A 25,351-nucleotide genomic window follows, 5' to 3' on the forward strand; every position below is an offset into this window, starting at 1 on the left:
CCGCGGACTTGATCCGCGTTGCAAATCCCACCAATTTAAGCTGGCCGATTCAGGCTTGGGTTAAGAGCCAGAGCCCGTCCCTTTCGATAGATCGACACTACCGAAATCGCTGTGGATAGGGCAAGGCCACGTCTAACGGATTTTTAAGGAATCTGGTTACTGGAGGCGGGTTCGAGTGGCGTGCCGTGACGGCACATTTTAACAAAGCCATTGTGATTCAAACCCTTTTCCGGCGAATATGAAAAACCGGACGCTGAGAGAAATATTCTGAAATAATTCGCTTGACAGCGACTTGTCCCCGATCGGGTCGGCCCGGTGTGGACAAGCTGTGGATCACCATCAGTAAGTGTCTGAAAATTATAAGCTATTTCTGACAGTTAAGAATCATTAAGCTGGCCCTTTTCAAGCATGCCGATCAACAGCAGGCATGCATATGCCGGCAAACTATTCCCAATTGTGAAATCCGCCTAAGACGCCGTTTCCGGACATTCTTTTTAAGTGCTTGCCGGCAAACGAAAAAACCCGGCACAAACGGCCGGGTTCGAAGAACGTCAGTCTAGGCAAGTAATGTCAGGCCGACAGTACCTTGACCCGCTGAGCCAGTCGCGACACCTTGCGGGACGCCGTGTTCTTGTGAATCACGCCCTTGGTCGCGGCGCGCATCAATTCCGGCTCCGCGATCTTGAAGGCAGCCTGTGCGGCAGCCTTGTCGCCGGAGGCAAGCGCCTCTTCGACCTGGCGGATATAGGTGCGGACGCGCGAGCGGCGGTTCTTGTTGATCGCTGCGCGGCGGACGATCTTGCGCGTTGCCTTTTTGGCCGAGGATGTATTGGCCATGATGCCTCTCTTCTGATCTGGTCGGCGCATGCGGGGTGCCGCAGGGCGCAAAAAACAAACGGGCAGCCACGGGGCCGCCTCGGTTGGTGCGGCTTATAGTTCAGCTTTTCCGGCGCGTCAACGCTGCCTGGCCTTCTTTTTGGCGGCCAACAGCCATCTTCTTCTCGGCGAGAGGATTGGCGTCAGCGGTTGGTGAAATTCGGCTTCCGCTTCTCGGCAAAGGCCGCCATGCCTTCCTTCTGATCGTCCAGTGCAAACAGCGAGTGAAACAGCCGGCGCTCGAACCGCAATCCCTCGGCAAGCGTCGTCTCGAAGGCGCGGTTGACAGCCTCCTTCGCCATCATCACCGATGGTAGCGAGAAAGCGGCGATCTTGGCCGCGGCCTTCAGCGCCTCCTCGACAAGCTCGCCGGCAGGCACGACCCGCGACACCAGGCCAGAACGCTCGGCCTCGGCGGCATCCATCATCCGCCCGGTCAGGCACATGTCCATCGCTTTCGACTTGCCGACGAAGCGGGTCAGCCTTTGTGACCCGCCCATGCCTGGAATGACGCCGAGGGTGATCTCGGGCTGGCCGAATTTGGCCGTGTCGGCGGCGATAATGAAATCGCACATCATCGCCAGCTCGCAGCCGCCGCCGAGTGCATAGCCCGCCACCGCCGCGATAATAGGCTTTCGCGCCCGCGTCAGTTCCTCCCAGCCGACGAAGAAGTCTTGGGCGTAGGCGTCCGCGTAGGAGATGGACTGCATCTCCTTGATATCGGCGCCGGCGGCGAAAGCTTTTTCGGAACCCGTGATGACCATGGCGCCGATATCTGGATCGGCGCTGAACCCGTTCACGGCTGCCACCACTTCGGTCAGAATCTGCGAATTCAGCGCGTTGAGCGCCTGCGGCCTGTTCAGCGTGATCAGCCCAACCTTGCCGTGCGGCTCGGTGATGATCGTCTCATAGGCCATGGCTGCTTCTCCTTGCTCACGCTCGTCTGGAGCGGTTCATCGTTTCACGGAAACGCAGAACCGCTTCCATCTCCTTTGTCTCGACGCAATTCTCGACGGAAAACCGTTTCACACTTTTCCTGGAATTGCTCCAACTCACCGCTGACATGTCCGGCAATAAAAGGTCGATCGGCCGCTCTGCACGATCCGTTCGATGTGGCCGCCGCAGCCGGGCTTGGAGCAGGCCTCGCCTTCGCGGTCGTAGACGGCGAAGGCGTGCTGGAAATAGCCCAGCGACCCATCGGTCTGCATATAGTCCCGCAGTGAGGAGCCGCCGGCTGCGATCGCATCCGATATCACCGAACGAATGGCTTGCGCGAGGTGTTCGCTTTGGGCTTGGGCTTTCTTTTCGGGCCTGGCGATCGTGCCCGCCTCGCGCAGCGGCGACAGGCCGGCACGCCACAACGCCTCCGACACATAGATGTTGCCGAGCCCGGCGATCAGCCTCTGGTCGAGAAGCGCTGCCTTCAGCGGTGATCGCCGCCCCTTCATCAATGAGGCGAGCAGCGCACCGTCCAATGTGTTGCCCGTAGGCTCGACGCCAAGTCCAGCCAGCATCGGGTGAACGTCCGGCAGTCCCTCCGCAAACAACATGAAGCCGAAGCGGCGCGGATCATTGAAGATCACGCGGGACCGGGCACCGGTTGGAGACTCGACATGGAAGACGACGTGGTCGTGATTGGAGCTTTTCGAGCGGTCGTGCCGGAAGATGCCGGGCATGTCGCTGCCATCGGCCGTCTCGACGCGGAATGAGCCCGACATGCCGAGATGGCAGATCAGCACGGGCCCGCCTTCCAGGTCCATCGTCAGATACTTGGCCCGGCGGCCGAGTGCCGTGATCGTCTTGCCGGTCAGCCGCTGCGCGAATTTCTCGGGAAATGGAAAGCGCAGATCCGGTCGGCGCGCCTCGACACGGGCGATCGTGGCGCCTTCCAGAACCGGCTGAAGTCCGCGCCGGACGGTTTCGACCTCCGGCAATTCAGGCATGACCGCCGATCGCCGCATAGAAAGAAGTGCCGTAGCGTCCGGGCGCCAGCCCGAAATGCTCGGCCAGGGTCTCGCCAATGTCGGCGAATGTCGTTCTCAGTCCGATGTCGCCGCCCTTGAGACCCGGTCCAGTGCCGATCACCGGAATGCGCTCGCGCGTGTGATCGGTCCCGCCCCAGGTCGGGTCGTTGCCGTGGTCGGCCGTCAGGATGAGAAGATCGCCCTGCCGCAGCCTCGCAAATGCTTCCGGCAGCCGCAGGTCGAAGGCCTCGAGCGCGGCAGCATAGCCTGCGACATCGCGGCGGTGACCGAATTCGGTGTCGAAGTCGACGAAATTGGCGAAGACGAGGTCACCGTCGCCGGCATCATCGATCGCACCCAGCGCCTCGTCGAACATCGCCATGTTGCCTGCCGCCTTGCGCACTTGCGAAATTCCGCGATGGGCGAAGATGTCGCCGATCTTGCCGACGGCGATGACACGGCTGCCACGCGCCGTCAGCCGGTCGAGCAGGGTCGGTTCCGGCGGGGGCACGGCGTAGTCATGACGGTTGTATGTCCGCTCGAAAGTGGCGGTGGTTTCGCCGACGAACGGCCGTGCGATCACCCGTCCGATCCTCAGCGGGTCAACCAGCCTGCGCACCACCTTGCAGAATTCATAAAGCCGGTCGAGGCCGAAATGGACTTCATGCGCGGCGATTTGCAGGACCGAGTCGACCGACGTGTAGCAGATCGGCTTGCCGGTCCGGATGTGCTCCTCACCGAAGCGCTCGATGATCTCGGTGCCCGGCGCATGGCAATTGCCGAGAATGCCCGGCACCTTGCCTTCACGGATGATCGCCTCGGTCAGTTCGGCCGGAAAGGCCGGAACCGTATCCGGGAAATAGCCCCAGTCGAGGCGCACCGGCAGGCCGGCGATTTCCCAATGGCCGGATGGCGTATCCTTACCGCTCGAAACCTCCTGAGCAGCACCGTGGAAGGCAGTTGGGAGCAGATCCGCCCCGCTGTTGGCAAACCCCAGTCCCGTCGCGGTTTCGGCAGCCTTGCCAAGCCCGAGGGAGGCCATATGAGGGACAAACAGCGGTCCACTGCGAAACCCTTCGCGATCCGCACGGCCCTCCGCACAGGCCTCTGCGATGTGCGCGAATGTGTTGGCGCCGGCGTCACCGTAGCGGTCGGCGTCGGCCGCGCCGCCGATGCCGAAGGAATCCAGGACGAAGAGGAAAGCGCGCGCCATCGAGTTGTTGCCAGTTTGACCGACCAGACATAGGGTTCCGCGACTTCATTGGCAATTCGGAAACCAAACGGCAACGGGCAGGCGTGATAATCAGTGCATATCGCCCAAAAGTGCGCTGCGGTTTTGGGGGCAACGACTTGCACAAAGCAAGCAGTGCGTTGCCCAAAAGTGCGCAGCGGTTTTGGGATGACGGTCTGAGCATCGATCCAGGAAAACAGACGGCGGTTCTGTCATGAGGGTTGCGTTAAAGACATATGCCGCTCTGTTGCTGGGGCTGGGCGCGCTCGTCGGGCTCTGGTCCAACCCGGCGCATGCCGACTGGCGCGATGATATCGGCACGTTTCGCATAGGCATCGTTGCCGAGCCAGGCGCCGGCAACGCCGTTCCGGGCCTGGCACTGTTGACCGACGCCTACACCAAGGCCTTGGGCATGAAGGTCGAGTTTGTCGTTGCCCGCAATTATGCCGCGCTGATCGAGGCGCAGGCCGATTCCCGCATCGAATATGCGATCTATTCGGCCACCGCCTATGCAACGGCCTCGCAGCGCTGCTTATGTATCGAACCGCTTGTCGCTCCGGTCGATTCAGACGGCGCGATCGGCATCCGCTCCGTTCTGCTGACGCGGGACGGCAAGCTGCCCGACCTTGCGGCGATGGACCGCCATCGTATCGCCATGGCGCCTTCGGACAGCGTCGGCGGTTCTCTCCTGCCATTGGCGGCGTTGGCCGCTGAAGGCCGCAAGATCGCGGAAGATGCACCGTTTCTGGCCCGTGCCGATTCGGCCGCGGCGGCCGAGACGATGCTGGTCGACGGCAAGGCTGATGGCCTGTTTGGCTGGGTGACGGCCGCTGCCGACGGCCCGCGAGAACCGTCGGGCACGCAGGCCAGGTTGGAGGCGGCAGGGCTCTCGGTGACGGCGCTTCGTGTCGTGTGGACGTCGGGTCTGCTGAGATACGGCCCGCACGCGGTCCGCAGCGATCTCGACCCGGAAGCCAAGCGTCGACTTGCCGTGTTCCTCACCAACCTCAAGTCGACGACACCCGATATCTACGCCCTCCTGGAATCGGGACATTCCGGCGGCTTCGCTCGCGTGGCGCCAAAAGATTACGAGATGGCCGCTGCTATCGTGCGCTTCGTTTCGGACCGTGAGCCGCAGCAGTAGCGGCCCTGCGGAGGGTCTAGCTGGTTCTGTTCAACAGTCGCTGCAAGGGATCGTCACGCTTCTGCGGGGGCGCAGATAATAGGTTTCGCCCATGGTTATGTTGCTGAAAGCCGAGGTCAGTCCAAGCTTCTGTTGACTGCTCGCGCTCCACGCGATGACCGGCGTATAGCCGAGGTTGCTTTCGACGCGAATGAGAAACGTGTTGGCGACTCTGAGCGACGTCGGGATCGTTGTCTCGGTGGTGGCGCCGGCGCCACGGCTGGCGACGCCGGCGACCAATTTGCGTGACCAAACCACCAGTGCCCTCGTCGCATCGGGCGTAACCTGTATCGCCGTGATGGTGATGCTAGGGGGCGAGCGGTTGTAGGGCTGAAGGGTGACGCTGCCGATCTGCATGATGGCGTCGACATCCGCCTTGAGGACGCTTGTCTGTTGGGTGACGAGATCGGCCACCATGCTGCCGATACGACTGACCTTTTTGCTGGTCTCGATGGCTTGCGACGCTTCCATTGTGAGGAAATACATGATCAGCAGAATTGGCATGATCAAAGCAAATTCGACCGCCGCGATGCCGCGCCGATCGGACCAGAATCGACTTGCTTTCCGCCAAACTCCCGTAATCATAAGATGTGCCCCCGCACGCATCATGCCCATTGCCCTTTTCTTATACTGCTCGTGCATTCCGCTCAGTTGTCGAACGGCTCGTTCTGCCAGGTCACCGATGCGAAATGCAGGGTCTTGTTGCCGCCCATCGACTGCGCCAGCAGATCGGTCATAACAGGCCACTTGTAGAAGACCCGAAGCATGTTCCTCGACTCCGCCGCACCCGCTGTCACTGAGAACGATTGGGTTGCGGTGCCTTTCGTCAGTACGACGTCGCCGTTCTGGATCTTGAAGCCTGCCGTGGCCGCATCGGCGAACGACGTATATTGGCGAAGATCCACCAGCAGTTGATTGGGACAATCCTGGGAGACGATGATCTGCAGTTTCGTGCAGATCATGTCCCGCAAATTGGTTCCGGCAACGTCAGCCGCTCTCAACTGGCCGGTGCGCAGCTTGCGCGCGACATCGTCGGTGACGTTGGCCATCACCTCCTGGCCGGCAAACGAGATGCAGCTTTCCAGAATGGCAAAGACAAGCAGCGCGAAGGGGACTGAAAGGATCGCGAATTCGATTGCCGTGGCGCCGCGCCGGTCACGAAGGAAGCGGGCGAAAAACCTTGGGCGTCTCACTTTGTGGTCGCCTGCGCGACCGAATTCCTTGCTCATGTCCGATCCTGCCGATCTCTATGCGGTCTCGGAAGGAGCATTAGCGCAAACCGATTGAGGTCCGGTTTGGATGATCGTTAAAGTCGGCGCAGGCCTCTTAACCAGACAATAACCGGAACGGCAGTCGGCAACGCCACCTATCGGCTGACGCTCATCTCCGCTTCCGAAGACTTCTCCGCTTCGCTCTTGTACGAGCTTTCGCAATAGGGTGTGCACGACATCGTCTGGATTTCGGCGCGCCGATAGATGCGCACGGACGAGGCGGCTTGCCGCACCACGGTAACCTGCTCGTCGACGATGGGGCTGCCGTCCGTATCGAGCACGACCAGATTGGTGACCCCGAAGCCTTTGCCGGTGAGCACGATCGTTGAAGCGTCCTGCACCGAAGCGTCGGCGATTGCCGGGTTGCCGACCACGATGGTGTCGGCGGGACGCGACAGTTTGACGATCTTGGCCTGGTTCATCGTCACCTCGATGCCGGCGCCGGCCATGGCGGGCGCGACGAAGCTCAAGACGGCAAAAAGCGCGGCAATCAGGATTGACGATCTCGGCTGGGCCATTGAGGCGCTCCACGCAGGCGGACTGATCAACAGAGCATGAACGAGATTGGTGAACCAACGGTTAAGCATGCGATGTTGCCAATCGTGCAATGGCCGACAAGGGCGCCCGCGAGGCGCGGTCCGGTCGGGTCAAGCCTGGGACTGGAAGGCGCGGCGGTACTTTAGCCCGAAGTTAACCACGCAATATGTTCGAACCGGGAAAGGAATCGGTAAGGCTGTTTCTTAAGCCGATCGAAAGAGCTTCTCCCTAGATTGGCAGCATCCGATCAACCATCACAGAAGTTGACGGAAGTGCTGTAACACGTGGAGTAGGAGCTCTCGAATGTCTAATCTCATCGCACGTTTTGTGAAGGACGAATCCGGCGCGACCGCTATCGAATATGGTCTGATCGCCGCTCTCATCGCGCTCGCCATCATCACTGGCGCGGGCCAGCTCGGTACTGCGCTCAATGCCAAGTTCACCAACATCGGATCCACGTTGAACGGCGCTGGCAACTGATCGGCCTAGTCGCCGAGCATCTGGGTTACTGAAAAGGGCTGCCAGGTGGCGGCCCTTTTTCTATACCGCTGCAATATCAATCGTCTTTTCGTTTCAGGCCTCATCAATCGTTAATCGAACATACTTAGATTGAGTCCCGTGAAATCGGACAATAGGCATGGCGCCCGATGCTTGAAGCCCTGATCTTCGTCGTGTTTCCGTTCTGCATGCTGTTTGCTGCGATCTCTGACATGCTGTCGATGACGATCGCCAACCGCGTGCCGGCGCTGCTCGTCGTCGTTTTCGCGCTGGTCGCGCCTCTGACAGGCATGGATTGGGCGGCCTATGGCGCACATTTCGCCGCCGGCGCCCTGGTCCTGGCCGTGACGTTCGGCCTGTTTGCAATGGGCGGCATGGGCGGCGGCGACGCCAAGCTTCTGGCCGCCACCGCGATGTGGATGGGCCTCAATATCAATCTCGTCGAATATTTTGTCGCCTCGACAATCATCGGCGGCCTGCTGACGCTCGCCATCATCCTCTACCGGAAGTCGCTGCTTGCGGCCGTTACCGGCCAAAATCCGTTTCTGCGCCATTTCGCCGACGAAGCAAAAGGTGTTCCCTACGGCGTCGCGCTTGGCCTTGGCGGGTTGCTGACCTATCCGGATTCGCCTTTGATGGTATGGGCGCTTGCCAGACTGGCGGCCTGAGCGCGATCTTATTTTGTTGTCTGTCAGCATTGCCGAAACCCCGTTCTCAACAGGGCCGACCCGGCTGTTTTGGCCGGTCAGGCCACATTCCGGCTAATTTATGTAAACCTTAAATTAATCACGATCGTAAGCGTTACATTAACCTTGTTTTGACGATTGACGCTGCAAAGTCCGGCTTGGCGACGTGGTTTGCCAGGGCAAGGGTTCGGACAGATGCCAGCATCGCGATTGATAATTCTGAGCGTGGCGGTGGCCGCGGCGGGTGGCGCTGGCTATGTCGCGAAGAACATGGTGGCACCGCCGCCCCAGATCGTCGTCGATTCCGGCCCCCAGGCCCCGGCGGTGGCACTCCAGGATGTGCTTGTGCTTTCAGGCGACGTTCCGATGGGCGGCCCGATCCAAAACAACATCGCCTGGCAATCCTGGCCCGCCGACGGCGTCAACGCGAATTTTATCACCCGCACCGCCGAGCCCGAGGCGCTGGACAAGCTGAAGAGCTCCGTCGCCCGTGTGGCGATGTATGCCGGAGAACCCCTGCGGCGCTCCAAGCTGATCGGCGAGGGGCAGAGCTTCATGTCGTCGATCCTGCCTTCCGGCATGCGGGCGGTCGCCACGGCCATCTCGGCCGACACGTCGGCCGGCGGCTTCATTCTTCCCAACGATTTCGTCGACGTCATCATGACCCGCAGGGCCGATGCCACCAGCGGCGCCGCCGGCTTCAACACCGAGACCATCCTCAAGAACATCCGCGTCCTGGCCATCGACCAGACCATTCAGGAGGACGAGGAAGGCAAGAAGACCAGGGTAGGCCAGACTGCAACGCTGGAACTGACGCCCAAGCAGGCGGAGATCATCACCGTCGCCCAGCAGATGGCGGATCGCCTGACCCTGGCGCTGCGGGCAGTCGCGGACACGCAGGAAAAGAATCTGGGTGAGGCCGACTATCTCGTTTCCGGCAATGGCCGCAGGGGAACGGTGAGGTTGATCAAGTCGGGCGAAGTTTCCGAAGTGGGAGCAAGGAAATGAGGCTAAGCGGTAAACTGCCGGCAATCGTAGCCGCGGCGTTCGGCCTGCTGCTCGTCGGAACGAACGTGCAAGGCAGCGTCGTCGAGGCAAAGAACGCGCAGGTCACGGCATCGACGGCCACCCAGCGCGTCAAGCTCGGCCTCAACAAGTCGGTGGTCATCGACCTGCCGAGCGATGCCTACGACATTCTCGTCGCCAACCCGGCGGTTGCCGATGCGGTGACCCGCACCGCAAGGCGCATCTATCTGTTCGGCAAGGCGGTCGGCGAGACGAACATTTTTGTCTTCGGCCCGAATGGCGAGCAGATCGTCAGCCTGGACCTGGCTGTCGAACGCGATGTTGCCGGCCTTGAGGATTATATCAGGCGCTTCCTGCCGACGTCGACCATCAAGGTGGAACTGCTCAACGACAACGTCGTCCTGACCGGAACGGTCGACACGCCGCTGGACGCAAAACGCGCGGTCGACCTGGCGACGATCTTCGTTTCGGGTGGTGAAGCGACGACGGGACAATATTCGCAGACGGCGGCCGGCGGTTCGGCCCAGAGCGGTGTCGACATCAACAACCCGGACCAGGAGCGCCGCACCAGCAAGATCGTCAACCTGCTGCAGATCATTGGCGACGACCAGGTCACGCTGAAGGTCACGGTCGCCGAAGTCAGCCGTTCGGTGATGAAGCAACTTGGCGTCAACATGGTCGGCAGCGGTGGCAGCAACGGCATCAGCTACGGCTCGATCAGCGACAACTTCACCGGCCTTGGCAAGCAGCTGTCGAATTCGGGCTTCCAGATCGGCGCGTCGGGGCTGCAGGCCTATATCAACGCCATGGAGCAGTCCGGGGTCATGAAGACCTTGGCCGAGCCGACCCTGACCGCCGTATCAGGCGAGAAGGCGACCTTCAAGGTCGGCGGTGAATACAATATGGTGAGCAGCGTCTCCCAGAACGTATCCTCCGACAACCAGACTGGCCTGAAAACCTACACCCTCGACAAGATCGAGTACGGCATCGGCCTGGAATTCCAGCCGGTGGTGTTGTCTCCCGGCCGCATAAGCCTGAAGGTCAGGACGTCGGTTTCCGAGCCGACAACCGAGGGATCCGTATCGCTCTCCTCGGGCGTGACCAGTCCCGGAATGAATGCCCTGTCGCTGCGCAAGCGTCTTGCCGATACGACGGTGGAACTGCCCTCAGGCGGCTCCATGATGATCGCCGGCCTGGTTCGCGACGATGTCAGGCAAGCCGTCAATGGGTTGCCCGGACTGACAAAGATACCGGTGCTCGGCGCGCTCTTCCGCAGCAGGGACTTCGTGCGCAACGAGACCGAGCTCGTGATCATCATCACGCCCTATCTGGTGAAGCCGGTAGCACGCAACGACCTTGCCAAGCCGGATGACAATTTCAACGCCGCCAGCGATGGCGCTGGCATGTTCCTTGGCCGCGTCAATCGTGTCTACGGCACCATGCAGACAGACAAGCCCAACGGCCGCTACCACGGCGTTGTCGGCTTCATCTACAAGTGAGCGGGGAAGCGGACATGTCTCAGTCAGCATTGAAGGCAAGCACCATCGCGGCAGCGATGCGCTTTGGCCGCTCGCGGGTCTGCCGGGGAGCCGTTCCTGTCCTGGCGGTTGCGGTGGCGGCTCTGCTGGCCGGCTGCGCCCAGCGCGACAGCATCACGGTCGGCGCCATTCCGGACGATTACCGCACCAACCATCCGATCGTGATCGCCGAGAAGAATCAAAAGATCGACCTCCCGGTTGGTGCCGGTGACCGCGGCATGACCGGCTCTCAGCGCGATACACTTCTTGGCTTCCTCGATGGCTATGACAGAAGTGCCGCCCCGACGCTGACGATCCAGGTCCCGAGCGGATCGGCCAATGAGGTCGCCGCGACCGCGGCGGCCCGTGATTTCGCCCGGCTCGCGATCGCCAGCGGCGTCAAGCGCAACCGGCTTGTCGTCACCTCTTACCAGGCCGCCTCGAGCGAGATATCCTCGCCGGTCCGCGTCGCTTATGTTTCGGTGAGGGCGCAGACCGACAAATGCGGACGCTGGCCAGCCGACCTCGTCGATACGTCGGAGAATAAGCACTATGCCGACTTCGGCTGCTCCTATCAGAACAATCTTGCCGCCCAGATGGCCAACCCGGCCGATCTGCTCGGCCCGCGCAAGCCGTCCACAATCGATGCTGAAAATCGCGGCGCGGTGATCGATGTCTACCGTGCAAGAGGCATTTCGGATGAGTTCCTGGGCAATTCGGAAGTAGACTACTAAGCCGCCAGTCTCGGATAGAACAGGCCACGGGAAAGAGCATGACGATGAGCAACCTTGCCTATGACGCCCCGGTGGACGGCAGCGATACCTCGCAGCAGGACATCGCCGCGATGCAGGCGTTGCGGCCGATCCCGCGCATCTCGATCCAGGCATTCTGCGAGACCGAGGGTGTCGCCAACCCGGTCGAGCGCGCCGGCGAGGACCGCCGTATGACAAAGGCGCATCTCAAGGTGCATATGGGCGGCGTCCCCACTGCCATTGAATTCTACCAATCGGCGCCGACGCCCAACCTGATCCTGCTGGAATCGCGCAGCGAGCCCAAGCAATTGCTGGAACAACTCGCCCAGCTTTCGGAATATTGCGATCCGACGTCGAAGGTGGTGGTGATCGGTCACTACAATGATGTCGGTCTCTACCGCGAGCTCATCCGCAACGGCATTTCCGAATATGTGATCGCGCCGGTCTCGATGGCCGACATCGTCAGCGTGGTGTCGTCGATTTTTATCGATCCGGAAGCCGAGCCGCTCGGCCGCTCGATCGCCTTCGTCGGCGCCAAGGGCGGTGTCGGCTCTTCGACGATCGCCCACAATGTGGCTTGGGCGATGTCCTCCCTGTTCAAATCCGAAGTGGTCGTCGCTGATCTCGATCTGGCTTTCGGCACCGCCAACATGAATTTCGACCAGGATCCGGCGCAAGGCATCGCCGAAGCGGTGTTTTCGCCGGAGCGCATCGATGAAGTCTATCTTGACCGGCTGCTGACCCAGTGCGCCGAGCATCTGTCGCTGCTGGCAGCACCTTCGACGCTCGAACGGGTCTATGATTTCGATCCCGAGGCCTTCGTTCAGCTCATCGACACCGCCCAGCGCAGCGTGCCGCTTCTGGTGCTAGACGTCCCCCATGCCTGGACGGGCTGGACCAAGAACACCCTGGTCAAGGCCGACGAGATCGTCATCACTGCGACACCGGAACTTGCCAATCTGCGCAACACCAAGAACCTCGTCGATATGCTCAAGCGGCTTCGTCCCAATGATCCGCCGCCCAAGCTGATCATCAACCAGGCAGGCGTGCCGAAGCGCCCGGAGATTTCGCCGTCCGATTTCGCCGAGCCGCTCGGCCTGTCGCCGATGTCGGTCATTGCTTTTGATCCGTTGCTGTTCGGCAATGCCGCCAACAACGGACGCATGCTTGGCGAAATGGATGCCAAGAACCCGGTTGTCGCGATGATCAACGAAATGGCGCATGTGCTGACCGGGCGCAGCGAAATCAAGATCAAGAAGAAGGCCGGGCTCGGCAGCCTGCTCGGCAAGCTCTCGCGCAACAAGAAGTGACGCTTCAGCAGTGGAATCGGTAGTCGATCATGTTTGGTAAAAGAGGCAGCGACGACGGCAACCGGTTCACGCCGGAATTTCGCCAGCCAGCACCGGCGCCTGTTGCGCCGCCGGCTGCAGGTTCCATGGACACGGCGGTTCTGACCCGGCCCGCGGCGGCGCCAAGCGCGCCTGTCGCGCCGCCGGCGCGCCGTGCGGTCGAGGCACCGCCATTGGCGCCTGAGCCGAAGCGGGCACAGCGCGAAAAGAGCGAAACTTATTACGATACCAAGAGCCAGGTCTTCTCCGCGCTCATCGACACCATCGATCTGTCGCAGCTTTCCAAGCTTGATCCTGAAAGCGCGCGCGAGGAAATCCGCGATATCGTCAACGACATCATCGCGATCAAGAACTTCGCAATGACGATCGCCGAGCAGGAAGAGCTGCTCGAGGACATCTGCAACGACGTGCTCGGTTATGGGCCGCTCGAGCCGCTGCTCGCCCGCGACGACATCGCAGACATCATGGTCAACGGCTCCAGGAACGTCTACATCGAAGTCAACGGCAAGGTCGAACAGACCGGCATCCGCTTTCGTGACAACCAGCAGCTCCTCAACATCTGCCAGCGCATCGTCAGCCAGGTTGGCCGCCGCGTCGACGAATCCAGCCCGATCTGCGACGCGCGCCTTCCCGACGGCTCCCGCGTCAACGTCATCGCGCCGCCGCTCTCCATCGACGGTGCCACGCTCACCATCCGTAAATTCAAGAAGGACAAGCTGACGCTCGATCAACTGGTCAAGTTCGGCGCCATCTCGCCGCAGGGCGCCGAAGTTCTCAAGATCATCAGTCGTGTTCGCTGCAACATCGTGATCTCGGGCGGCACCGGTTCGGGCAAGACCACGCTGCTCAATTGCCTGACCAACTATATCGACCGCGAGGAGCGCGTCATCACCTGCGAAGACTCGGCCGAGCTGCAATTGCAGCAGCCGCATGTGGTACGCCTCGAAACCCGCCCGCCCAATTTGGAGGGCGAGGGTGAGGTGACGATGCGCGACCTGGTCAAGAACTGCCTCCGCATGCGTCCCGAGCGCATCATCGTCGGCGAAGTGCGCGGACCCGAAGTGTTCGATCTTCTGCAGGCGATGAACACCGGCCATGACGGCTCGATGGGCACGATCCACTCGAACAGCCCGCGCGAATGCCTGAACCGCATAGAATCCATGATTGCCATGGGCGGTTATTCGCTGCCGCAGAAGACAGTGCGCGAAATCGTCGTCGGCTCCATCGACGTGATCATCCAGGCGGCGCGCCTGCGCGACGGATCGCGCCGCATCACCCACATCACCGAGGTGATCGGGATGGAAGGCGACGTCATCATCACGCAGGATATCGTCCTCTACAACATCAAGGGTGAGGACGCCAACGGCCGGCTGTTGGGTGAGCACGTATCGACCGGCATAGGCCGTCCGCATTTCTGGGAGCGCGCACGTTATTACGGCGAGGAGCAGCGTCTCGCCATTGCGCTCGAGGCGATGGAGAAACGCGCTGACTGACGTGTGCTGGGGTGTAAGGGTTCGGGCCAATGTTTGGAATTGACGGCACAGTACTGGCGTTTGTCGTGCTCGCCGGCTTCAGCGCCGGCGCCGTCGCTTATGCATTTCTGTTCACCCGGATCAGCAACGAGAAACAGGTCGGCAAGCGGCTCGAAACGATCAGGACCGCCGAGACGGATCGCTCCGTGGTCAAGGCCTCGCGCGACCGCGTGGCGGAAGCCACCAAGCGGCGCAAATCGGTTCAGGATTCTCTCAACGAACTCGACGCCAAGCAGAAAACCAAGGACAGCCGCGTCAAGAAACCGCCGCTGAAAGCCCAGCTTCGTCAGGCCGACCTCAAGACCACCATCGAGCGTTTCTATATATATTCCGCAATATGCGGCATCGTTTTGACGATGGTCGCCTTTGTGGCCGGAGCCCCGCTGATCGCCTTGCCGGGCGTGCTGCTGGCCGGGGGGCTGGGCCTGCCGCGCTGGTTCGTCACGTTTCGTCGCGCCCGCCGGGTCAAGGCATTCCTCAACGAATTTCCAAATGCGCTCGACATCATCGTGCGTGCGGTCAAATCCGGCCTGCCGCTGAACGACGCCGTGCGCCTGATCGCCAACGAATCGCCCGAACCCGTGAAGACCGAGTTTCGCCGCATCGTCGATTCACAGCAGATGGGCCTCTCTATCCCCGACGCGACCTTGCGCATGCCCGAAACCATGCCTTGCACCGAGGCAAGCTTCTTCGGCATCGTTATCCAGATTCAATCGCAGGCCGGCGGCAATCTCTCCGAGGCGCTGGGCAATCTTTCGCGCGTGCTTCGCGATCGCAAGAAGATGAAAGCCAAGGTCGCGGCGCTGTCGATGGAAGCGAAGGCGTCCGCCGCGATCATCGGTGCGCTGCCCTTCATCGTCGCCTTTCTCGTCTACCTGTCGAGCCCGGCCTACCTGATGCCGCTGTTCAACACCAGCGTCGGAAACCTGATCCTTGGTTGCTCTGCGGTCTGGATGTCGATCGGCATCCTGGTGATGCGCAAGATGATGAACTTCGAAGTCTAGGATGCTGGCATGACCGAGCAAGTCATCAAGACCCTGACGGATCCGAGCTTCCTGATCGCGATGCTGGTCGCGATAGCGGTGTTTGCGACCGTCCTCACCTTGCTGCCGGCGTTTGGCGGAAACCAGCTCAAGTCACGCATGAAATCCGTTGCGCTGGAACGCGACGAACTGCGTGCGCAACAGCGCGCCCGGCTTGCGGTCGAGGCCGACCGCCGTCGCAAGGGCTTGCGCGAGGAACAGTCGATCGGCATGCGCAACATTGTCGACCGGCTGGATCTGAGACGCGCGCTCGCCGATGAGAGCACATTGCAGAAACTCAAGGTGGCCGGTTTTCGTGGACAGAATCCGCTGACGCGGTTCCTTTTCTTCCGTCTCGTGCTTCCTTTTGTCGGTTTCGCGCTGGCCGCAATCTACATCTTCGTGCTCGGAGGGCTGCCCGACAAGCCACTGGTCATCAGGCTGTTCGTCTGCGTCCTCGTTGCTTACGGCGGCTTCTACGCACCGGTCATCTACGTCAACAACCGCGCCACCAAGCGCAAGCAGTCGATCCAGATGGCATGGCCGGATGGGCTCGATCTGATGCTGATCTGCGTCGAATCGGGCATGTCGGTGGAAGCGGCACTGCGCAAGGTCGCCGACGAGATCGGTGCGCAATCGGTGGCGCTGGCGGAAGAATTCATCCTCACCAACGCCGAGCTTTCCTATCTGCCGGAGCGCAAGCAGGCATACGAGAACCTGGCAAGCCGCACCGGCCTGGATTCGGTCAAGTCGGTGTCGCAGGCGCTCGTCCAGGCCGAGCGTTACGGCACGCCGGTGGCGCATGCACTGCGCGTGCTTGCCGCCGAAAGCCGCGACATGCGCATGAATGCGGCCGAGAAGAAGGCGGCCGCCCTGCCGCCAAAACTTACCGTGCCGATGATCCTGTTTTTCCTGCCGGTGCTCTTCGCCATCATTTTGGGTCCCGCCGGCATTCAGGTCAGCCAACGCGGTATCTTCGGCGATCATGCGACGCCGGCAACAAACGCCCAGTAGCGGCGAGCAAATTCCTGCATTCCCTCAAACGAAGAAGCCGCGCATGCAGCGCGGCTTCTTCGTTGGGCATCGGGATTGTGGTCTCAGTTGGTCGCGGATTTCGGCTTGTCCTGGTCCTTGAGCTGGCTCCAGGCATTCTGCTGGGCCAACATCTGCCTGAGATAGGCGACGTTTGCCTGCGCCTGTTCGGGCGAGAGCTCCTGCGAGGCGATCTTCTCGGCCTCGTCGAACCGGCCTTGCAGGCCGACGACCAGTGCCAGGTTCTGGCGGACGCGGCTGTCCGCATTCGGCTGTTGCGCGGCCGAGCGCATATAGGTTTCGGCAGTGTGCAGGTCACCTTCCAGCACATAGGACATGCCAAGATTGGAGAGCACGGAAGGCTCGTTCGGCTTGAGGTCGAGCGCCTTGCGGTAAAGCTGGCGTGCATCGTCCTTCTGGCCGGTCTGGTCGAGAATGGCCGCTTCGGCCGACACCAGCTTCCAGTCGGGATATTCCGGTGTTTGAGCGCGGCGCACGGCGTCGAGTGCCGCCTCGAACTGGCCATTGGCGGCCAGCGCCTTGCCATAGGAGGCAAGCACGTCACGATCCTTGGGCAAAGCGATGGCGAGCTTGCGCATCACGGCCAGCGACTGATCGGCGTCGCCATCCATCTGCAATGCCGCCGCATAATTCGTCGCGATCCGCTTGTCGTTGGGGTTCTTCGCGTAGGATTGGCCGAGTGCGCCGGTGGCATTGTGCAGTTCGCCGGCCGACATGCTTTCCAGCGGTTTGCCGCTGGTGCGTGCGATAGAGCCGGTGGAGAGCTTGTCGGTTCCGCAACCGGCGACGCCCGCCGTCAGCGCCAGCACAAGAGCCGTGGTGATGAGCCGTTTTCCCCTGGCATTCATCCTGCGGTTGGTCGGCATGGCCACCTAAGCCTCCATTCATGCGCGGCCATTGCGTGGCCGTCTTCCCTCCCGCAGAAATATTCTGTTAACCCTAACGGACGGTTAAGAACGGCGACTCACACGGAGAACATCGCATGCCTGTCGAACTCGTCGGGAAGACATTGCCGGGCGCGCTGCCGGTCCATCTGATCGCCAGGGACGGTCTGGACGCGGCCGGCCTTGCGCCGGCCGCTGTCGCCTGGGCCAGGGCCAACGGCTTTTCCGGCGAGGCAGGCAGGACGCTGGTCGTGCCCGGCGAAAACGGGGCGCTCGGCGGCGCCTTGTTCGGCGTCGGCGATGGCGAAGGCGCGCTCGCCCTCGGCGCACTGTCGAAAGCCTTGCCGGAAGGCGACTGGCATTTCGCCTCGACGCCAGCCGAGCCGGATCTCGCGGCGATCGCGCTGCTGCTCGGCGGCTATGTCTTCACCCGTTACGGCAAGAAGTCAGGCAGGGCGCTGCGCTTCGGCCTGCCGGCAGGCGTCGATGCCGGGCGCGTTCGCCGCATTGCCGATGGCGTCTTCCTGACACGCGATCTGGTCAACACGCCGACCAGCGACATGGGCCCGGAAGATTTGGAGCAGGCGGTGCGGACCCTGGCCGCCAAGCACAAGGCCGAGGTCTCGGTGGTCAAGGGTGACGATCTCCTCGACCGGAATTTCCCGATGATCCATGCTGTCGGCCGTGCGTCGGCCGGCGCGCCGCGCCTGATCGATATGCAGTGGGGGCAGCAAGGGGCGCCGAAGGTGACGCTGGTCGGCAAGGGCGTCTGCTTCGATACGGGCGGTCTCGACATCAAGCCATCGTCCGGCATGCTGCTGATGAAAAAGGACATGGGCGGTGCCGCCAATGTGCTTGGCCTCGCCTCGATGATCATGGCTGCCGGGCTGAATGTGCGACTGCGCGTGCTCATTCCCGCAGTTGAGAATTCGATTGCCGGCAACGCCTTCCGGCCTGGCGACGTGCTGGTGAGCCGCAAGGGCATCAATGTCGAGATCGGCAACACGGATGCCGAGGGACGGCTGGTGCTGGCCGATGCGCTGGCGCTGGCCGACGAGGAGGAGCCTCAGCTTCTGGTCGACATGGCGACACTGACCGGCGCTGCCCGTGTCGCGCTCGGCCCCGATCTGCCGCCGTTCTACACCGGCGACGAAACGCTGGCATCCGACCTTGCGGCGGCTTCCGTCGCGGCCGAGGATCCGCTGTGGCGCATGCCGCTGTGGCAGCCCTACGATGCAAAACTGTCGTCGAAGATCGCCGACATCAACAATGTCACCCCGGATGGTTTCGCCGGCTCGATCACGGCGGCGCTGTTCCTCAAGCGCTTCGTCGAAAAAACCGCGGGCTGGGCGCATTTCGACATCTTCGCCTGGAACCCGGCTGACCGTCCGCATGGCCCCGCCGGCGGTGAGGCACAAGGCATCCGCGCGCTGGAGCGGATCATCGCGAAACGCTACGGCTGACAGTCGCAGGCGAGAGACGGCAATCGCTTTGACTGAAACGGAACCGAAACAATTTGCCGTCATGCTGGCGCGATGTCGATTGCGATGCGCCCGAGCCAGGCCTTGCGACTGTGGCAGCAGGTGATGCTGTCGCAGGTGCGCGACGACGCGCCCGATCTGACCATGCGCCAGACGGCGATCCTGTTCACCATCTATCTCGACCCGCCACCGCACACCGTGCGCGGGCTCGCCGCGCGCCTCAACGTCACCAAGCCGGTGATCACCCGCGCGCTTGACACGATGGGCGCTTTGAAACTCGTCTCGCGCCATCGCGACGAACTCGACAAGCGCAATGTTCTGATCAGGCGCACGGTCGAGGGCGCGCTCTTTGTCGAGCGCTTCGGCGATGGTATCATCGCCAAGGCGCTCGAACTGCCGATGTGAGCGAATTACCTTTTCAACAGAGTGCTCGATTTGACCGCCAGGGATGCCCGCCTTCACGCTTTTCGCTCCGATCTCGCCGATGCAAGGCTGAAGGGCGAGGTCGCCGCCGACCGCTTCGTCGCCGGCCGGCCGGCGCGGGTCATCGCGTCAGTGGCCGATATGCGCAAGGCGCCGCGGCCTGATGCCGGCGTCAACACGCAAGCGCTGTTCGGCGACGATGTCCTGGTCTTCGATGTCGCTGAAGGCTGGGCCTGGGTCCAGGCCGAACGCGACGGCTATGTCGGCTATGTCGCCGACACGATGCTCGGGGGCCGGGATCACGCGGCCACTCACATCGTCTGCGTGCCGCGCACCTTCCTTTACCCCGGGCCGGATCTGCGCTTTCCGATCGCCGGACAATTGTCGATGGGATCGACGGTGACAGTGACGGAGGCCGCCGAGACGCGCGGTACGCACTATGCGGTCCTGCCTTCCGGCGAGGCGCTGATCGCAGGTCACCTGCGGCCGCTCAGTGAAGCTGCCTCCGACTATGTCGCGGTTGCCGAGGCGTTTCTAGGAACACCTTATCTCTGGGGCGGTACTTCCGGTTTCGGCATCGACTGTTCGGGGCTGGTGCAACTGGCGATGCGCATGGCCGGCAGAGACGTGCTGCGCGATTCCGATATGCAGGCGGCGACACTTGGCGAGCCGCTGGAACCGGCACCTGATTTCTCCGGGTTGCGACGTGGCGATCTGGTGTTCTGGAAGGGCCATGTCGCCGTCATGACCGATGCCGACACGATGATCCACGCCAACGGCCACACCATGCTGGTGTCGCACGAGAGACTGAAAGACGCCGTCGCGCGCATCGGCTATCTCTATGGCAGCCCGACAGGGTTTCGGCGGCCTTAGGGAAGAACGATCCCCTTTTGTTCCGATTCTTCTTGGCGATTGACTGCCGTCGCGCTACCTCTGGCAGGTGACAGAGCAGCCGCGCCTTGCCGAACAGAATGCCGCCGTGGCCCTGCCCGAACCATTCATCAGATGGTTTGGCGAGAAAGGCTGGTCGCCGCGCGCCCATCAGATCGAACTTCTGGCGAAAGCCCAGGCCGGGCAATCAGTCCTGCTGATTGCGCCGACCGGTGCCGGCAAGACGCTGGCCGGGTTCCTGCCTTCGCTGACCGAACTGGCCAACCGGCCCAAGAGAAAGCCGGGCCAGGCGCGTCGCGGTATCCACACGCTCTACATCTCACCGCTGAAGGCGCTTGCCGTCGATATTGAGCGCAATCTCGGCAAGCCGGTGGAAGAGATCGGCCTGCCCGTCACCATCGAAACGCGCACCGGCGACACGCCGGCGCACAAGCGCCAGCGCCAGAAGCTGGTGCCGCCCGACATCCTGCTGACCACGCCCGAGCAACTGGCGCTGCTGATAGCGGCAGGCGATGCAAAACGTTTCTTCGAAGATCTGCGCTACGTCGTGCTCGACGAACTGCACTCGCTGGTGACGTCGAAACGCGGACATCTGCTGGCGCTCGGTCTGGCGCGGTTGCGCAGCTTTGTCCCTGGTCTGCAAACCATCGGGCTGTCGGCGACGGTGGCCGAGCCGGACGAGTTGCGGCGCTGGCTGGTCAGCCAGAATCCGCCCAAGGGTTCGACAGGCCATGACATGGCGGAACTGATCGTCGTCACCGGGGGCGCGAAACCGGAGATTTCCATCCTCGATTCCGAAGAGCGGGTGCCATGGGCGGGACATTCGGCGCGCTACGCCACGCCGGAAATCTATCGCGAGATCAAGCGCCACAAGACGACCCTGCTGTTCGTCAACACGCGCAGCCAGGCGGAGCTGCTGTTCCAGGAATTGTGGCGGGTCAACGAGGATACGTTGCCGATCGCGCTGCATCACGGTTCGCTCGACGTCGCCCAGCGCCGGCGCGTCGAAAAGGCGATGGGGGAAAACGCACTGCGTGCCATCGTCGCCACCTCGACGCTCGACCTCGGCATCGACTGGGGCGATGTCGATCTGGTCGTGCATGTCGGCGCGCCGAAGGGGGCGAGCCGGCTGGCGCAACGCATCGGCCGCGCCAACCACCGCATGGATGAGCCGTCCAAGGCGATCCTCATCCCGGCCAACCGCTTTGAGGTGCTGGAATGCCGGGCCGCCCTCGATGCCAACTATCTCGGCGCGCAGGACACGCCTCCCTTGATCGATGGCGGGCTCGATGTACTGGCCCAGCATGTGCTCGGTTGCGCCTGCGGCGCGCCGTTCCGTGCCGATGATCTGTTCGAGGAAGTGCGAACGGCAGCACCCTATGTCAGCCTCGACCGGCCGACTTTCGACCGCGTCATCGACTTCGTCGCCACCGGCGGCTATGCGCTCAAGAATTACGAACGCTACGCCCGCATACGCCTGAACAAGGATGGGTTCTGGCGGGTGTCCAATCCTCGTATTGCCCAGCAATACAGGTTGAATGTCGGCACCATCATCGAGGTGCCGGCGCTTAACGTGCGCTATGTGCAAGCAGGCAGCAAGGGCGCGGCTTCGCGTGGCGGCCGGGTTCTCGGCAAGATCGAGGAGGCCTTCCTCGAAACGTTGACGCATGGCGACACCTTCATGTTCGCCGGCAAGGTGCTGCGCTTCGAAGGCATCCGCGAGAATGAATGCTTCGTGTCGAACGCGCCCGGCAGCGATGCCAAGGTGCCTTACTATGGCGGCGGCAAGTTCCCGCTTTCGACCTATCTCGCCGAACAGGTCCGCATCATGCTGGACGACCCGCAGCGATGGAAGAAGCTGCCCGAGCAGGTCGCCGACTGGCTGCGATTCCAGGCCGACAAATCGGTGCTGCCCAAACGCGATGACCTGCTGATCGAGACCTTTCCGCGCGGCAACCGCCACTATCTGGTGGCTTACCCGTTCGAGGGCAGGCTGGCGCACCAGACGCTCGGCATGCTCCTCACCCGCCGTCTCGACAGGGCAGGAGCCAGGCCGCTCGGCTTCGTCGCCACCGATTATGCCTTGGCGATATGGTCACTGGGCGACATGGGCGCGATGTTCAAAGCCAGGAAGCCTTCGCTTGGCGCGCTTTTCGACCAGGACATGCTGGGCGATGACCTCGAAGCTTGGCTGGCCGATAGCTGGCTTCTCAAGCGCACTTTCCGCAATTGTGCACTGATTTCGGGATTGATCGAGAAACGCCACCCCGGCCAGGAAAAGAGCGGCCGCCAGGTCACGGTCTCGACCGACCTGATCTACGATGTGCTGCGCAGCCATGAACCGGACCACATTCTGCTTCAGGCGACACGCGCCGACGCAGCGACCGGTCTGCTCGATGTCAGCAGACTTGCCGACATGCTCTCGCGCATCCAGGGTCGAATCGTGCATAAGGCACTCGAACAGATATCGCCGCTCGCCGTGCCGATCATGCTCGAGATCGGCAAGATGCCGGTCCATGGCGAAGCCGATGAAACGCTTTTGATGGATGCGGCGACATTGGTCGAGGAGGCCATGGGGTCGGGAATGAGTGTGGAATGAAATTTTCGCTGGCGCGCATATCGCTGATCGCCGAGGCCGATCTCGTCGGCATCGCCGGCGAGCGCGCTGTCTGCGACCCGCGCGGCGTGCTCTATTTTCCGGATCTGCGGCTTCTGGCCGTGTCCGATCTGCATCTGGAAAAGGGTTCGTCGCTGGCACGGCGCGGCACGTTGATCCCGCCCTACGACACCGGTGCGACCTTGCTGCGGCTTCAGGCGGTGATATCAGACTACCAGCCTTCGATCGTCATCAGCCTGGGCGACAGCTTTCACGATGGCGGCGGCGCCCAGCGCATGCATGCAAGCTTCCGCGAGCGGCTGGAAGCGCTGATATCAGGCCGGCAATGGTTCTGGGTTGCCGGCAATCATGATCCGGAAGCTCCAGCCGATCTGCCCGGCGAAACGGTGCGTGAACTTGCTATAGGCTCCCTGCTGTTCCGGCATGAGCCGTCGAAGCAGCGTGTCGAAGGCGAAATAGCGGGCCATCTGCATCCCTGCGCCCGCATCGTGCAGCAGGGCCGCTCGGTGCGGCGCCGCTGCTTTGCCGGCGATGGCGGCCGCATGATCATGCCGGCCTTTGGCGCCTATACCGGCTCGCTCAACGTGCTCGACCGCGCCTATGCCGGGCTGTTCCGGCTGGACACGCTGATGGCTTATATGCTGGGCGCCCAACGCATCTTTGCCATTTCCGGCTCGATGCTGCGGCCCGGCTGAGGTCGCCGGTTGGTTTGCTGGAGGTCAAGTCTTCTTAAGTGCTGCCTGTATGCGATCGAGCGCTTCTTGCGCACCACCATATCCTTGCGCAACAGAGCGTTTGAGCCATTGGATTGCAAGCGCGTAGTTCTTCTCAGCGCCCGTGCCGTTAGGTACATTATCGCCAAATTATACTGAGCCTTGCCGCTATTACTTTCAGCGGCCTTCTCATACCAAACAAAAGCCTTTTGCAGGTTCTTCTCTACATATTGTCCATTGAGATATGATGTAGCCAAGTTTACCTGGGCAGCGACTTCACCTTGCTCTGCCGCTTTCGTCCACCAGCCGACGGCATCCGTCCCGCTTTGCGAGACTCCCTTGCCAAAGAAACACGCATCGCCAAGATATAGCTGGGCCTTAGCTAAGCCGTTAACCGCAGCTTTTCGCCAGAATGCGGCCGCCTGAGCATCATCTTGAGTAATTCCTTTGCCCGTTGAGTATAATAAGCCGAGACTCAACTCGGCTGCCGGAAAATCCTGTGCGGCCGCTTTGGCCCACCACTCCGCCGCTTTGGAATAGTCTAACGGCACCCCCAATCCCTCGGAGTACATAAAGCCAAGATTATATTCCCCAACGGCATCCCCGGTTTTGGCAACCGCCTCCCATTCCTTGAAGGCTTCCACATAATTCTTAGCGTGAAAGGCAGAGTCGGCTTCGTCCGCGCCTGCCAGGGAACCATGAGAATAAAAAACCAAAATTCCCGCTACGCAGATTCCCCGTGCAAGATACGTCATTGAATTAAATATATGGATGATCATCGCTCATATGTCGATCTGGAGGATGCTTGACAAAGAGTTACGATAAAATCCTCCGATCCACAACTTGGTGAAGCCCTTGGGAACAACATGTTTCCAGCGGCCGGATTAGGAAAGCATGCTGGAACGCCCTACAGACCGTAGTAAAGCATGACGGTGTGCTTCGCTTCGGCGAAGAACAGCCAGCGTTCGACCAACATGCCGGCGAACTGCACGATCACGGCGAGCACCGACAGCGCCGCTGCGAAGGGCCAGGGTAGGGCGAAAGCAGCAGCGAGCAGCAGGACAGGCAGGGCGAAAGCCAGAACCTGCGTGATCTGGCGCAGCCGCGCGCTGTGCTTGCGCGCGATGCGAAAACCCATTTCCTTGAGCAGGTAGTTCTCCTCGGTATGCGGCCATTCAAGTGACCGCACCGTGCCGCCAGCCAGCCCGGTCGCGGTGTTGGCGTTGGTCGAGATTTCCAGCCGGTCGTTGTAGCGCCAGGTCGCGAGCTTCCAGCCCCAGCCGAGCAAGGTGAGCAGCGCGGAAGCCACCAGAAGAATTTTCGAGCCGAGAGCAAACCCCTGCAAAAGCGCGTTCAGCAACACGCTGCCGGTCATTGCCGAGAAGATGAGATAGCCGGGCAAGGTGAAGCGGCTGTGCCACTGGGCGATCGGCTTCAGCGACGCATAGATCATGCCTGTGGTGCAGACGGTGACGATCGCGCCGCAGGCCGCCAGCAATCCGGCAATGGCCACCCAGCCACTGGTGCGGCCAAAAAATACCCAACCGATGCCAAACAGTCCCGCCGGAATGAAGGTGATGACCGAGGCGACGCCTTCGCGCGACAGCCATGAACTGCGCCATTGCGAGAACGCCCGCCAGGCGCGTTCGGGTCTGCCGAGGTGGCCAGTCGAGGACAACAGTCCGGCTACGATCAGGCCGAGCGCCAGCCCCATGCCGATGAAGCCCAGCCAGAAATCGGGTGGGATGATCTGGAATCCTCCGAGCACGCCCAGCAGCGCGAGCAGGCCGTAGCCCGCCCCGGTGGCGGTGGTGAAGAAGACGACGGAGAAGGCTGGATGCATGG

25 protein-coding genes are annotated in these 25,351 nt (G+C 61.8%); 15 read left to right on the plus strand and 10 right to left on the minus strand.

The genetic code is table 11. From position 1 onward, the window contains the following. Positions 1-570: 570 nt before the first annotated feature. The 4 genes from rpsT to NKJ04_RS03855 form a co-directional block, all read right to left on the minus strand. Complete coding sequence (rpsT, locus tag NKJ04_RS03840; protein WP_013533694.1) at positions 571-837, minus strand: 30S ribosomal protein S20; 267 nt, start codon at positions 835-837, stop codon at positions 571-573. A gap of 182 nt (positions 838-1,019) precedes the next feature. Continuing rightward, on the minus strand, positions 1,020-1,793 hold the full coding sequence (locus NKJ04_RS03845; protein WP_352673583.1) for an enoyl-CoA hydratase: 774 nt from the start codon (positions 1,791-1,793) through the stop codon (positions 1,020-1,022). Between the two features lie 135 nt (positions 1,794-1,928). Then, positions 1,929-2,819, minus strand: a complete 891-nt coding sequence (mutM, locus tag NKJ04_RS03850; RefSeq protein WP_352673584.1) for a bifunctional DNA-formamidopyrimidine glycosylase/DNA-(apurinic or apyrimidinic site) lyase — start codon at positions 2,817-2,819, stop codon at positions 1,929-1,931. Then, a complete protein-coding gene (locus NKJ04_RS03855; protein ID WP_352673585.1) occupies positions 2,812-4,053 on the minus strand; it encodes a phosphopentomutase in 1,242 nt (413 codons plus the stop codon). Before NKJ04_RS03855 ends, mutM begins: the two co-directional genes overlap by 8 nt. A 232-nt stretch (positions 4,054-4,285) precedes the next feature. On the opposite strand from NKJ04_RS03855, the gene NKJ04_RS03860 reads away from it, so the two are divergent. Continuing rightward, positions 4,286-5,215: a phosphate/phosphite/phosphonate ABC transporter substrate-binding protein gene (locus tag NKJ04_RS03860; RefSeq protein ID WP_352673586.1), complete on the plus strand. Its 930-nt coding sequence runs from the start codon at positions 4,286-4,288 to the stop codon at positions 5,213-5,215. A gap of 30 nt (positions 5,216-5,245) precedes the next feature. Here NKJ04_RS03860 and NKJ04_RS03865 read toward each other — a convergent pair whose 3' ends face one another. The 3 genes from NKJ04_RS03865 to NKJ04_RS03875 all read right to left on the minus strand — a co-directional run bounded on the left by NKJ04_RS03865 (position 5,246) and on the right by NKJ04_RS03875 (position 7,043). After that, entirely contained in the window at positions 5,246-5,863 is a 618-nt protein-coding gene (locus NKJ04_RS03865) for a TadE/TadG family type IV pilus assembly protein (RefSeq protein ID WP_127295248.1), read from the minus strand. Positions 5,864-5,901: 38 nt separating this feature from the next. Beyond that, a complete protein-coding gene (locus tag NKJ04_RS03870; protein ID WP_352610746.1) occupies positions 5,902-6,483 on the minus strand; it encodes a TadE/TadG family type IV pilus assembly protein in 582 nt (193 codons plus the stop codon). Positions 6,484-6,620: 137 nt separating this feature from the next. Continuing rightward, complete coding sequence (locus NKJ04_RS03875) at positions 6,621-7,043, minus strand: pilus assembly protein N-terminal domain-containing protein (protein ID WP_127295252.1); 423 nt, start codon at positions 7,041-7,043, stop codon at positions 6,621-6,623. Positions 7,044-7,365: 322 nt separating this feature from the next. Here NKJ04_RS03875 and NKJ04_RS03880 point away from each other — a divergent pair, with 322 nt between their 5' ends. From NKJ04_RS03880 to NKJ04_RS03920, 9 genes are all read left to right on the plus strand, one after another. After that, positions 7,366-7,542: a Flp family type IVb pilin gene (locus NKJ04_RS03880; RefSeq protein ID WP_127327695.1), complete on the plus strand. Its 177-nt coding sequence runs from the start codon at positions 7,366-7,368 to the stop codon at positions 7,540-7,542. Between the two features lie 167 nt (positions 7,543-7,709). After that, positions 7,710-8,228, plus strand: a complete 519-nt coding sequence (locus tag NKJ04_RS03885) for an A24 family peptidase (RefSeq protein WP_352673588.1) — start codon at positions 7,710-7,712, stop codon at positions 8,226-8,228. A 213-nt stretch (positions 8,229-8,441) separates the two neighbouring features. Further along, complete coding sequence (gene cpaB, locus NKJ04_RS03890; RefSeq protein ID WP_352673589.1) at positions 8,442-9,254, plus strand: Flp pilus assembly protein CpaB; 813 nt, start codon at positions 8,442-8,444, stop codon at positions 9,252-9,254. After that, the gene (locus NKJ04_RS03895) at positions 9,251-10,771 is read left to right on the plus strand and encodes a type II and III secretion system protein family protein (protein WP_352673590.1); all 1,521 of its coding nucleotides are present in this window, start codon (positions 9,251-9,253) and stop codon (positions 10,769-10,771) included. Before cpaB ends, NKJ04_RS03895 begins: the two co-directional genes overlap by 4 nt. A gap of 14 nt (positions 10,772-10,785) precedes the next feature. Further along, entirely contained in the window at positions 10,786-11,523 is a 738-nt protein-coding gene (locus NKJ04_RS03900; RefSeq protein WP_352673591.1) for a CpaD family pilus assembly protein, read from the plus strand. A gap of 38 nt (positions 11,524-11,561) precedes the next feature. Beyond that, positions 11,562-12,851, plus strand: a complete 1,290-nt coding sequence (locus NKJ04_RS03905) for a CpaE/TadZ family protein (protein WP_032909185.1) — start codon at positions 11,562-11,564, stop codon at positions 12,849-12,851. A gap of 29 nt (positions 12,852-12,880) precedes the next feature. Continuing rightward, positions 12,881-14,383 carry a TadA family conjugal transfer-associated ATPase gene (locus NKJ04_RS03910; RefSeq protein ID WP_352439645.1) on the plus strand — a complete coding sequence of 501 codons (1,503 nt, stop codon included), beginning with the start codon at positions 12,881-12,883 and terminating at the stop codon, positions 14,381-14,383. Positions 14,384-14,412: 29 nt separating this feature from the next. Further along, entirely contained in the window at positions 14,413-15,426 is a 1,014-nt protein-coding gene (locus NKJ04_RS03915; RefSeq protein WP_128304345.1) for a type II secretion system F family protein, read from the plus strand. Positions 15,427-15,435: 9 nt separating this feature from the next. Next, entirely contained in the window at positions 15,436-16,458 is a 1,023-nt protein-coding gene (locus NKJ04_RS03920) for a type II secretion system F family protein (protein ID WP_352673592.1), read from the plus strand. A gap of 83 nt (positions 16,459-16,541) precedes the next feature. On the opposite strand, the gene NKJ04_RS03925 is transcribed toward NKJ04_RS03920, so the two are convergent. Further along, positions 16,542-17,363, minus strand: a complete 822-nt coding sequence (locus NKJ04_RS03925) for a tetratricopeptide repeat protein (protein ID WP_352673621.1) — start codon at positions 17,361-17,363, stop codon at positions 16,542-16,544. A gap of 116 nt (positions 17,364-17,479) precedes the next feature. On the opposite strand from NKJ04_RS03925, the gene NKJ04_RS03930 reads away from it, so the two are divergent. From NKJ04_RS03930 to pdeM, 5 genes are all read left to right on the plus strand, one after another. After that, positions 17,480-18,844: a leucyl aminopeptidase family protein gene (locus NKJ04_RS03930; RefSeq protein WP_352673593.1), complete on the plus strand. Its 1,365-nt coding sequence runs from the start codon at positions 17,480-17,482 to the stop codon at positions 18,842-18,844. A 72-nt stretch (positions 18,845-18,916) separates the two neighbouring features. Next, on the plus strand, positions 18,917-19,267 hold the full coding sequence (locus NKJ04_RS03935) for a MarR family winged helix-turn-helix transcriptional regulator (RefSeq protein WP_013533675.1): 351 nt from the start codon (positions 18,917-18,919) through the stop codon (positions 19,265-19,267). Positions 19,268-19,297: 30 nt separating this feature from the next. After that, complete coding sequence (locus NKJ04_RS03940; RefSeq protein ID WP_352673595.1) at positions 19,298-20,158, plus strand: C40 family peptidase; 861 nt, start codon at positions 19,298-19,300, stop codon at positions 20,156-20,158. A 67-nt stretch (positions 20,159-20,225) separates the two neighbouring features. After that, complete coding sequence (locus NKJ04_RS03945; protein WP_352673596.1) at positions 20,226-22,775, plus strand: ligase-associated DNA damage response DEXH box helicase; 2,550 nt, start codon at positions 20,226-20,228, stop codon at positions 22,773-22,775. Then, the gene (gene pdeM / locus NKJ04_RS03950; protein ID WP_352439639.1) at positions 22,772-23,488 is read left to right on the plus strand and encodes a ligase-associated DNA damage response endonuclease PdeM; all 717 of its coding nucleotides are present in this window, start codon (positions 22,772-22,774) and stop codon (positions 23,486-23,488) included. Before NKJ04_RS03945 ends, pdeM begins: the two co-directional genes overlap by 4 nt. Here the strand turns inward: pdeM and NKJ04_RS03955 are convergent. Together NKJ04_RS03955 and NKJ04_RS03960 are read right to left on the minus strand one after the other, a co-directional pair. Continuing rightward, a complete protein-coding gene (locus tag NKJ04_RS03955; protein WP_352673597.1) occupies positions 23,428-24,285 on the minus strand; it encodes a tetratricopeptide repeat protein in 858 nt (285 codons plus the stop codon). The two genes, pdeM and NKJ04_RS03955, sit on opposite strands and share 61 nt — an antisense overlap. A gap of 128 nt (positions 24,286-24,413) precedes the next feature. Then, positions 24,414-25,349, minus strand: coding sequence for a dimethyl sulfoxide reductase anchor subunit family protein (locus tag NKJ04_RS03960; protein ID WP_352439637.1), 936 nt, complete (start codon positions 25,347-25,349; stop codon positions 24,414-24,416). Positions 25,350-25,351: the final 2 nt, after the last annotated feature.

The sequence above is a fragment of the Mesorhizobium sp. M0618 genome, from assembly GCF_040320765.1.
Taxonomy (GTDB): domain Bacteria; phylum Pseudomonadota; class Alphaproteobacteria; order Rhizobiales; family Rhizobiaceae; genus Mesorhizobium.

Coding starts and splice junctions, on each gene's coding strand:
- rpsT (WP_013533694.1), bottom strand. CDS start 837: ATGGCCAATACATCCTCGGCCAAAAAGGCAACGCGCAAGATCGTCCGC.
- NKJ04_RS03845 (WP_352673583.1), bottom strand. CDS start 1,793: ATGGCCTATGAGACGATCATCACCGAGCCGCACGGCAAGGTTGGGCTG.
- mutM (WP_352673584.1), bottom strand. CDS start 2,819: ATGCCTGAATTGCCGGAGGTCGAAACCGTCCGGCGCGGACTTCAGCCG.
- NKJ04_RS03855 (WP_352673585.1), bottom strand. CDS start 4,053: ATGGCGCGCGCTTTCCTCTTCGTCCTGGATTCCTTCGGCATCGGCGGC.
- NKJ04_RS03860 (WP_352673586.1), top strand. CDS start 4,286: ATGAGGGTTGCGTTAAAGACATATGCCGCTCTGTTGCTGGGGCTGGGC.
- NKJ04_RS03865 (WP_127295248.1), bottom strand. CDS start 5,863: ATGATGCGTGCGGGGGCACATCTTATGATTACGGGAGTTTGGCGGAAA.
- NKJ04_RS03870 (WP_352610746.1), bottom strand. CDS start 6,483: ATGAGCAAGGAATTCGGTCGCGCAGGCGACCACAAAGTGAGACGCCCA.
- NKJ04_RS03875 (WP_127295252.1), bottom strand. CDS start 7,043: ATGGCCCAGCCGAGATCGTCAATCCTGATTGCCGCGCTTTTTGCCGTC.
- NKJ04_RS03880 (WP_127327695.1), top strand. CDS start 7,366: ATGTCTAATCTCATCGCACGTTTTGTGAAGGACGAATCCGGCGCGACC.
- NKJ04_RS03885 (WP_352673588.1), top strand. CDS start 7,710: ATGCTTGAAGCCCTGATCTTCGTCGTGTTTCCGTTCTGCATGCTGTTT.
- cpaB (WP_352673589.1), top strand. CDS start 8,442: ATGCCAGCATCGCGATTGATAATTCTGAGCGTGGCGGTGGCCGCGGCG.
- NKJ04_RS03895 (WP_352673590.1), top strand. CDS start 9,251: ATGAGGCTAAGCGGTAAACTGCCGGCAATCGTAGCCGCGGCGTTCGGC.
- NKJ04_RS03900 (WP_352673591.1), top strand. CDS start 10,786: ATGTCTCAGTCAGCATTGAAGGCAAGCACCATCGCGGCAGCGATGCGC.
- NKJ04_RS03905 (WP_032909185.1), top strand. CDS start 11,562: ATGACGATGAGCAACCTTGCCTATGACGCCCCGGTGGACGGCAGCGAT.
- NKJ04_RS03910 (WP_352439645.1), top strand. CDS start 12,881: ATGTTTGGTAAAAGAGGCAGCGACGACGGCAACCGGTTCACGCCGGAA.
- NKJ04_RS03915 (WP_128304345.1), top strand. CDS start 14,413: ATGTTTGGAATTGACGGCACAGTACTGGCGTTTGTCGTGCTCGCCGGC.
- NKJ04_RS03920 (WP_352673592.1), top strand. CDS start 15,436: ATGACCGAGCAAGTCATCAAGACCCTGACGGATCCGAGCTTCCTGATC.
- NKJ04_RS03925 (WP_352673621.1), bottom strand. CDS start 17,363: ATGCCGACCAACCGCAGGATGAATGCCAGGGGAAAACGGCTCATCACC.
- NKJ04_RS03930 (WP_352673593.1), top strand. CDS start 17,480: ATGCCTGTCGAACTCGTCGGGAAGACATTGCCGGGCGCGCTGCCGGTC.
- NKJ04_RS03935 (WP_013533675.1), top strand. CDS start 18,917: ATGTCGATTGCGATGCGCCCGAGCCAGGCCTTGCGACTGTGGCAGCAG.
- pdeM (WP_352439639.1), top strand. CDS start 22,772: ATGAAATTTTCGCTGGCGCGCATATCGCTGATCGCCGAGGCCGATCTC.
- NKJ04_RS03955 (WP_352673597.1), bottom strand. CDS start 24,285: ATGATCATCCATATATTTAATTCAATGACGTATCTTGCACGGGGAATC.
- NKJ04_RS03960 (WP_352439637.1), bottom strand. CDS start 25,349: ATGCATCCAGCCTTCTCCGTCGTCTTCTTCACCACCGCCACCGGGGCG.